The 8,872-nt window shown below is 69.9% G+C and carries 7 protein-coding genes, 1 pseudogene and 1 riboswitch; of the genes and pseudogenes, 7 read left to right on the forward strand and 1 reads right to left on the reverse strand.

Features of this window, described 5'->3' with window-relative positions:
• Positions 1–62: 62 nt before the first annotated feature.
• From STRTUCAR8_RS53020 to STRTUCAR8_RS43020, 7 genes are all read left to right on the forward strand, one after another.
• Positions 63–2,069: a tetratricopeptide repeat protein gene (locus tag STRTUCAR8_RS53020; protein ID WP_006382729.1), complete on the forward strand. Its 2,007-nt coding sequence runs from the start codon at positions 63–65 to the stop codon at positions 2,067–2,069.
• Positions 2,066–3,373 carry a cytochrome P450 family protein gene (locus STRTUCAR8_RS42995; protein ID WP_006382732.1) on the forward strand — a complete coding sequence of 436 codons (1,308 nt, stop codon included), beginning with the start codon at positions 2,066–2,068 and terminating at the stop codon, positions 3,371–3,373. The genes STRTUCAR8_RS53020 and STRTUCAR8_RS42995 overlap by 4 nt, the downstream gene beginning before the upstream one ends.
• A gap of 162 nt (positions 3,374–3,535) precedes the next feature.
• Positions 3,536–4,537 (forward strand): transglycosylase family protein, encoded by a 1,002-nt coding sequence (locus STRTUCAR8_RS43000; RefSeq protein ID WP_006382721.1) that lies wholly within the window; start codon positions 3,536–3,538, stop codon positions 4,535–4,537.
• Between the two features lie 183 nt (positions 4,538–4,720).
• A riboswitch (cyclic di-AMP (ydaO/yuaA leader) is annotated at positions 4,721–4,892 on the forward strand.
• A 3-nt stretch (positions 4,893–4,895) separates the two neighbouring features.
• Positions 4,896–5,627, forward strand: coding sequence for a transglycosylase family protein (locus STRTUCAR8_RS43005; RefSeq protein ID WP_006382727.1), 732 nt, complete (start codon positions 4,896–4,898; stop codon positions 5,625–5,627).
• A 384-nt stretch (positions 5,628–6,011) separates the two neighbouring features.
• A complete protein-coding gene (eno, locus tag STRTUCAR8_RS43010) occupies positions 6,012–7,292 on the forward strand; it encodes a phosphopyruvate hydratase (RefSeq protein WP_006382731.1) in 1,281 nt (426 codons plus the stop codon).
• A gap of 101 nt (positions 7,293–7,393) precedes the next feature.
• Positions 7,394–7,870, forward strand: a complete 477-nt coding sequence (locus STRTUCAR8_RS43015; RefSeq protein ID WP_044473872.1) for an FtsB family cell division protein — start codon at positions 7,394–7,396, stop codon at positions 7,868–7,870.
• Positions 7,871–7,908: 38 nt separating this feature from the next.
• Entirely contained in the window at positions 7,909–8,427 is a 519-nt protein-coding gene (locus STRTUCAR8_RS43020) for a DUF501 domain-containing protein (RefSeq protein ID WP_006382722.1), read from the forward strand.
• Positions 8,428–8,454: 27 nt separating this feature from the next.
• On the opposite strand, the pseudogene STRTUCAR8_RS43025 reads toward STRTUCAR8_RS43020, so the two are convergent.
• Positions 8,455–8,872: pseudogene (locus STRTUCAR8_RS43025) on the reverse strand (LLM class flavin-dependent oxidoreductase); the annotation flags it as partial.

Here is an 8,872-nt window from a genome sequence, read left to right on the forward strand (position 1 = left end):
GTTGAGTCGGGCCCGGGCTCAGTACCGTTCACCCACAGCGGTGTTGAGGTGTGGGGGCGTGCGTGGAACACAAGATGGACCTGCTGGCGGCCGAGGGCGCCGAGGTGCTGGTGGTGGGACTGAGCCTGGCGGAGGACTGGGAGCGGGTACGGGACCTGTTCGTCGAGTGGTTCGAACGGCGCGGGCAGGACGACTCCGCTGCTGAACTCCAAAGCCTGCGCGGCCCGGTGGAGTTGGAGGAGGGCACGGCGGAACTGCTCTGGCGCGACCGGCTGAGCGAGGGTCTCGCGGACGCGTGGGACCTGGACGGCTCCGATGAACTCACCGTCATCATCGAGGAGATGAGTGCGGGGCAGCCCGACGGGTCCCTGTCGCCCCCGAAGCAGACCGGGAGTCCCGATCCCCGTCCCCTCTCCCTCCCTCTTCCTGGTCCTGCTCCTGCTCCTGCTGTGGCGGGGGACCACTTCGACTTCCAGAGGATCACGGTCAACGGGCAGTTCGTCGGTGTGCAGCACGTGCAGCAGGCGGGTGGGGATGGCACGAGGGGTGCTCCCCAGTCACCTTCGGTGGACTGGCCCTCGGCGGACGACATGGATCCGCTGGCTTACGGGGTGCGGCCGACGCGGCGAGGCAAGGGGCTTCCGCAACTCCCTCCGTATGTCGCACGGGACGCCGACCCGGCCGTCAGGTCGGCGCTGGAGCAGGCTGCTTCGGAGGGCGGCCTCGTCGTCGTACGAGGGGACGCGTTTGCCGGGAAGTCGCGTACGGCGCTCGCTGCCATGGCCGAAGTGCTCTCCGGCGTACGGGTGTTCGCGCCTGCCCGGCACGAGAACCTGCGGCAGCTGCCCGCCCTGTTGAGAAGCCTGCCCGGCGAACGCTGCGCGCTGTGGCTCGACGACCTCGACGGTCACCTCGGAGACGGGGGCCTGGAACCGAGGCTGCTGGCCCAGCTGACGGGACAGGGGGTGGCGGTGGTCGCGACGATGAGCGAGGACACGTACGACGAGTTCCGGAAGTCGTCCCGGGGCCGCGTTCTCGATCTGGCGCACATCGTCGAACTGCCCCGGGACTGGAGCCACGGCGAGCGGAAGCGGGCGGGGGAGGCGGCGGACCCCCGGCTGACGGAGGCCGCGCGCCGGTGCGGTGCGGAGGGCGTGGCGGGGTATCTCGCGGTCGGGCCGATGCTGTGGGAGGAGTGGCAGCGGGCCCGGCGTGCGGACCGGCATCCGCGCGGGTACGCGCTGGTGCGGGCGGCGGTGGATCTGGCCAGGTGCGGGTTGCGGGGCCCGCTGCCCCAGGGCCTGCTGGTGCAGGTGCACGCCGGGTACGAGGGTGTGGCCGGCATGGAACGGGAGCCCGTGGACGACGCCCTGGCCTGGGCGGCGGAGAAGCGGCACGGGGTGCTGCGGATGCTGAGGAGAAGCGGCGCGAGTATGTGGGAGGCGTCCCCCTATCTGGTGGACACCGCGTTCCAGGACGAGGCTTGTCCGCCGGTGGAACCGCAGGTGCGGTGGGCGGCGCTGGGCGTTGCCTGGGTGGATTCGGCGTACGACGCCGAGGTGGTCGTAGAGGGGGCGCGGGGGGCCTTTCAGGTGGCCGCGGAGGCGGGGGACGGGCAGGCCATGTTCGAACTGGGGTTGCTTGAGGAGCGCTTGGGGGACACGGAGGAAGCAGAGGGATGGTTCCGGCGGGCGGTTGAGGCCGGGAAGACGGAGGCGGCGGGGATATTGGGGCGGTTGCTGGTGCAGAGGGGGGCGGCGAGGGACGCGGAAGCCTTTTTGGAGACGTCTGCAGAGGCTGGCGATCACGAGGCGGCAGTCATGCTCGGCAAGCTGCTTCGTGATCGTTCGCTGCGGTGGCTGAAGGCGGGGGCCGAAGGGCGTGCACCTCAGTCCGACGACGGCTACGAGGCTGCCGACAGCGCCGCCCCCCTCACCCCCGTGCGAGTGAGGCAAGTCGTGATGGACGAATTCACGGCCTGGTATCTCCGCACCTTCGGCACAGGGCACCTCGGCGTCCGGCTCACCGTCGGCGAAGCCCCCGGTACCCCGGATACCTTCCAGGAGTGACCAACCAGCCCCACTCCACGCCCCCGGCGCCCGCCCCCGAACTCTTCACCTGGGAGTTCGCCACCGACCCCTACCCCGCCTACGCCTGGCTCCGTGAGCACGCGCCCGTGCACCGGACGAAGTTGCCCAGCGGGGTCGAGGCCTGGTTGGTCACGCGGTACGGGGATGCCAAGCAGGCCCTCGCCGATCCCCGGCTCTCCAAGAACCCCGCCCATCACGACGAGCCCGCGCACGCCAAGGGCAAGACCGGTATCCCCGGTGAGCGCAAGGCCGAGTTGATGACCCATCTGCTGAACATCGATCCGCCGGACCACACCAGGCTGCGCAGGCTGGTCGCCAAGGCGTTCACCCCGCGCCGGGTCGCCGAGTTCGCGCCCCGGGTCCAGGAACTCACCGATCAGCTGATCGACCGGTTCGCGGCGAGCGGCTCCGCCGATCTCATCCACGACTTCGCGTTCCCACTCCCCATCTACGCGATCTGCGACCTGCTGGGCGTCCCCCGTGAGGACCAGGACGACTTCCGGGACTGGGCCGGGATGATGATCCGGCACGGGGGAGGGCCCCGGGGCGGGGTCGCCCGGTCCGTGAAGAAGATGCGGAGCTATCTCGCCGAGCTGATCCACCGCAAGCGCGAGGCGCTGTCCGACGTACCCGAACCCGGTGAAGACCTCATCTCCGGGCTCATCCGCGCTTCCGACGAGGGCGAGCACCTCACCGAGAACGAAGCCGCCGCCATGGCCTTCATCCTGCTCTTCGCCGGTTTCGAGACAACCGTCAACCTGATCGGCAACGGCGTCTACGCCCTCCTCACCCACCCCGAGCAGCGCGCCCGCCTCCAGGCTTCCCTGGCCGACGCGGACTCCTCCCTCCTCGAAACCGGTATCGAGGAACTCCTCCGCTACGACGGCCCCGTCGAGCTGGCCACCTGGCGCTTCGCCACTCGCCCGCTCAGCATCGGCGGGCAGGACATCGCGGCCGGTGACCCCGTCCTCGTCGTCCTCGCCGCCGCCGACCGGGACCCGGCACGGTTCGCCGACCCCGACACCCTCGATCTCGGCCGCCGGGACAACCAGCACCTCGGATACGGCCACGGCATCCACTACTGCCTCGGTGCCCCGCTCGCCCGTCTGGAGGGCCGGAGCGCGCTGGCCACCCTCCTCACCCGCCTCCCTGACCTGCAACTCGCCGCGGATCCGGCCGAGTTGCGATGGCGGGGCGGGCTCATCATGCGTGGACTGCGCACCCTGCCCGTCGAGTTCACCCCGGTGCGCGAATCCGGCCAGACCTTGCCGGTGGCCCCGTAGAAGATCACGGGAAGGTGACACTCCCTCAACAATGTGATCTTCACGTGATCTGTGCGGCATGAACTTGTGACAAGCGATCGCCTGCGGCTACGTTCGTGCACCAGTGCGATGCCCGGCATCACGCGTCGCTCTGGTCCCCGCTGTCTCGTGAAAGGCAACCGCATGCTCTCCGGGAACGGTCGTCACCGTCGCCCCCGCCAGGCCCCGGCGCTGCTCGTCTCGGCCGGTGTCGCCGGCTCGGCCATCGCCATCCCGCTGCTCGGCGCGACCGGCGCCAGCGCGGCCAGTGGCACCACCTGGGACCGGGTCGCGGAGTGCGAGAGCGGCGGCTCCTGGAGTGCCAACTCCGGCAACGGGTTCTACGGCGGGCTCCAGTTGACCCAGGCGGACTGGGAGAAGTACGGCGGTCTCTCCTACGCCCCGAGCGCCGACCAGGCCAGCCGTTCGCAGCAGATCGCCGTCGGCGAGAAGATCCTCGACGACCAGGGGGCCGGTGCCTGGGAGGCCTGCGCGCTGCTGTCCGGGCTCGGCAAGGACACCGGCTCGGCGGACGTCGACACCGGTGTGGCCGGCGGCGACACCGACGCGTCCAAGGGTGACGCCTCGGGTCTGGGCCTGGGAGTGATCTCGGGCTCTGGATCGGACTCCTCGTCCTCCTCCTCGACTTCGGCGTCGCCCACGCCCTCCGTGTCCCCCTCCACCGGCTCCTCGGCCCTGACCGGGGGCCTCGACTCGTCGCCGTCCCCGACGCCGTCCAGCGGGGCGACAACCGGCTCCGCGGGCGTCGGCGACCCTGCCGGGTCGTCCGCCTCGCCTTCCCCCTCCGCTTCGTCGCCCAGCGCGGACGGCTCGAAGGAAAGCGACAGTTCGCCCGTAGGTTCCGTAAAGGGTCAAGAGGCTGGCAAATCAGGTCAGAAGGCAGAGAATGAGGGTGGTGCGAGCAGCACCGAGACCCCTGCCGGTACCGGCCGTCACCGCGGCAAGGCCGAGGGGTCGTACACCGGCAGCATCGGGGACGCCCTCTGGGATGTCACCGGCTCCCTCGATCTCGTCGGCGGGCAGTCCGAATCCACCGCTGGGAGCGACGCCTTCCTTGACTCCGACTCGGGACTCGTTCTCCCCGGTCAGATCCTTGCCGTAGGTAGCGAACCGGGGCAAAACTAACCGGAGTTCACGTCCTGGTTTCGCGCTGAATGTCCGTTATCGATGCGGTGAGACATAGGTCTCAGAAGCCCTGATCGTCTTTGTATTTCATCGGATCAGCTGTTTACGGTCGTCATCGCCCGCCACAGTGGGCCCCGCCGGTCGCAACGCCGAATCCTGCCAACGGCCGAACGGGAACAGTCGTCGCGTCAAGCGCCGTAGGCAGGAGCGGGGGACCCAAGGTAGGCGCCGCACCGGGCAGTTGTCCGGAGCGGCTCGGGGTGAAGCCGTACGCCGCCCGACAGGGGCGTACGGCCGGGCAACTCAACCGGCCCGAACCCGACAGCTCACCTCGCAGGCGTCGGTGAGGGGATCTTTCATGCTGTTTTCCGGCAAGGGCAAGCACCGTCGTCCGTCCAAGGCCACCCGCGTCGTCGCCATCGCCGGCGTGACCGGTGCCGCTGTCGCCGCTCCGCTGCTGGCGGCCGGCTCCGCCTCCGCCGCCACCTCCGCCGAGTGGGACACCGTCGCCCAGTGCGAGTCCGGGGGCAACTGGTCCATCAACACCGGCAACGGCTACTACGGCGGCCTGCAGTTCTCCGCCTCGACCTGGGCCGCGTACGGCGGCACGGCGTACGCCGGCACCGCCGACCAGGCCTCGAAGGCCCAGCAGATCACCATCGCCGAGAAGGTCCTCGCGGGCCAGGGCAAGGGTGCCTGGCCGGTCTGCGGCACCGGCCTGTCCAGCGCCTCCTACGACGGCGGTTCGAGCCGCGGCAGCGGTTCGAGCACGGGTGCGAGCGACAACAACTCGTCCAGCAGCTCGAACAACTCCAGCGGCTCCGGCGAGACCTCCACCCGCTCCACCGACAACCAGCAGGCCTCCCGTTCGCAGGAGCGGCCCGCCGCGAAGAAGACCGTCACCACCCCGACCGGCAAGAAGGTCAAGAAGGGCGACGGCGAGTACAAGGTCGTCAAGGGCGACAGCCTCAGCGCGATCGCCGAGGCGCACCACGTCAAGGGCGGCTGGCAGAAGCTCTTCCAGCTGAACAAGGACATCATCGACGACGCCGACTTCATCTTCCCGGGCCAGCAGCTGCACCTCAGCTGATCCGGCTTTACCTGGGCCGGTACAGCTGACCCGGTCACCGTCGGGCCGCACGTCCCCCAGATCCCAGCCGGCCCGAAGGTGAACCACAGGACCCGCACAGCCGTGCCTTCCACAGTGAAGGCCTCGTGCGGGTCACCCCCCGTCCCCCACGGGCTCCCCGCTCCGGTGCGTGTTCCCCCGTACGCACCGGAGCGGGGCTTTTTGTTCCCCGGGGGAACAATGTTTACCCTGGGTTCCGTTCATGTTCCGTCCATGGGGTGGTCGGAAGGCTGGCCGATCCCCCGGAGCCGGTTAGGCTCATCAACGCGGAGCCGCCGCGGCCCCGTACTCGCGAGGCCTCAGCCAGCCCCGCGTACCCGCGTCACATTCCATAAGGAGATGCTCGTGCCGTCCATCGACGTCGTCGTAGCCCGGGAAATCCTCGACTCGCGAGGCAACCCCACCGTCGAGGTCGAGGTCGGCCTCGATGACGGCAGCACCGGTCGTGCCGCCGTCCCGTCCGGCGCCTCCACCGGAGCCTTCGAGGCCATCGAGCTGCGCGACGGTGACCCCAACCGCTACCTCGGCAAGGGTGTCGAGAAGGCCGTCCTCGCCGTCATCGAGCAGATCGGCCCGGAGCTCGTCGGCTACGACGCCACCGAGCAGCGCCTGATCGACCAGGCCATGTTCGACCTGGACGCCACCGACAACAAGGGCTCCCTCGGCGCCAACGCCATCCTCGGCGTCTCCCTCGCCGTCGCGCACGCCGCCTCCGAGGCCAGCGACCTGCCCCTCTTCCGCTACCTCGGCGGCCCGAACGCGCACCTGCTGCCCGTTCCGATGATGAACATCCTCAACGGCGGGTCCCACGCGGACTCCAACGTCGACATCCAGGAGTTCATGATCGCCCCGATCGGCGCGGAGTCCTTCTCCGAGGCGCTGCGCTGGGGTGCGGAGATCTACCACACCCTCAAGAAGGTGCTGAAGACCAAGGGCCTGTCCACCGGTCTCGGCGACGAGGGCGGCTTCGCCCCGAACCTAGAGTCCAACCGCGCCGCGCTCGACCTCATCATCGAGGCCATCAAGCAGGCCGGGTACGTCCCCGGTGAGCAGATCGGCCTCGCGCTCGACGTCGCCGCGTCCGAGTTCTACAAGGACGGCAAGTACGAGTTCGAGGGCAAGTCCCGCACGGCCGCCGAGATGACCGAGTACTACGAGGAGCTCGTCTCCGCGTACCCGCTCATCTCCATCGAGGACCCGCTGTACGAGGACGACTGGGACGGCTGGAAGACCATCACCGACAAGCTGGGCGACAAGGTCCAGATCGTCGGCGACGACCTCTTCGTCACCAACCCGGAGCGCCTCGCCCGTGGCATCGAGGAGGGCTCGGCCAACGCCCTGCTCGTCAAGGTCAACCAGATCGGCTCGCTGACCGAGACCCTGGACGCCGTCGAGATGGCCCAGCGCAACGGCTTCAAGTGCATGATGTCCCACCGCTCCGGCGAGACCGAGGACGTCACCATCGCCGACCTCGCCGTCGCGGTGAACTGCGGCCAGATCAAGACCGGCGCCCCGGCCCGCTCGGACCGCGTCGCCAAGTACAACCAGCTGCTGCGCATCGAGGAGATCCTCGACGACGCGGCGGTCTACGCCGGCCGCTCGGCCTTCCCCCGCTTCAAGGGCTGACCCCACCTGGGCCAAGGCATAGCCAGTCGTACGTACGTCCCCGTACCCGGTCCCGTACCGTGTGCGGGGACGTACGCGCGTGTGAACGGGAGGCGGGGAACATGGCCGTGAAGGACCGGGACCGGTTCTCCACCGCGACCAGGATCAAGCTGCTCGGCGAGCAGACGGCGGCCCGCGTCTACCGTTCGCAGACCAAGCGCCAGGCCCGCCGCTCCCGCCTGACCGGCCGGGCGGCCCTGCTCGTCCTGGTGCTCTGCTCGCTGATCGTGGCCCTCGCCTACCCGATAAGGCAGTACGTCTCCCAGCGTGCCGACATCGCCGACCTGGAGCGCGAGCGCGACCAGGCCAGCCGCCGGGTCGAGCAGCTGCGCGACCTGAAGGCACGCTGGCAGGACGACGCGTACGCGCAGCAGCAGATCAGGCAGCGGCTGCACTACGTGATGCCGGGCGAGACCGGATACATCGTGATCGACCCGGACGCGGCCAAGCAGTCGCGCGTGGACCTGGGCGCGGCCGACCGTCCCTGGTACGCGAACGTCTGGGACGGCGTGGACAAGGCCGACGCCGCGAACCAGTGACGTGAAGCAGTGAACTGAACGGAAAAGAAAAGACAGGTATGGACACGCCCCCGCCTCCCACCCCGCGCACCGAGCCGACCGACGCGGACGTCGAGGCCTTCCAGCAGCAACTGGGCCGCCCGCCGCGCGGGCTGCGCGCCATCGCGCACCGCTGTCCCTGCGGGCAGCCGGACGTCGTCGAGACGGCGCCGCGCCTGCCGGACGGCACTCCCTTCCCCACGACGTACTACCTGACGTGCCCGCGCGCCGCCTCGGCGATCGGCACGCTGGAGGCGAACGGCGTGATGAAGGAGATGACGGAACGGCTCGCGACCGACCCCGAGCTGGCCGCGTCCTACCGCGCCGCGCACGACGACTACATCGCACGCCGGGACGCGATCGAGGTCCTGGAGGGCTTCCCGAGCGCGGGCGGCATGCCGGACCGCGTGAAGTGCCTGCACGTCCTCGTGGGCCACTCGCTGGCCGCCGGCCCCGGGGTGAACCCCCTGGGCGACGAGGCGATCGCGATGCTGCCGGAGTGGTGGGCGAAGGGGCCGTGCGTGGCGCCGACCGAGTGAGTCCGGCCCCCGCCGCCCCTACCCGTTCCCATCCCTGGTGCGGGCCTTGATGGCGCCGACCGTCCGGTGGGCCTTCTCCCAGGCCAGTTCCTCGGTCGGGGCGATGATCGGGCGGAACGCCACCTGGAAACGCGGTACGTCGGTGCGGCCCGCTTCCCTGGCGGCGGCCTTCACCGCCTCGATCTGCTCGGCGGTCTTCGCCAGCGGCTCGCCCCACAGGCAGTAGACGTCGGCCTCGGCGCCCCCGGCGGCGTACGCGGCGGGCGAGGAGCCGCCGAACGAGACGTTCGGGCGTGGCTGTTGGACGGGGAAGACGTCGCTGACGAAGTCGTGGAAGCGGTAGTGGTCGCCCTCGTGGTCGAAGGGCTCATGGGTGGTCCAGATCTTCTTGACGATCCGGATGTACTCGCGGGTGCGGGCGTACCGCTCGTCCTTGGTGAGGGTG

The organism is Streptomyces turgidiscabies Car8 (assembly GCF_000331005.1).
GTDB lineage: Bacteria > Actinomycetota > Actinomycetes > Streptomycetales > Streptomycetaceae > Streptomyces > Streptomyces turgidiscabies.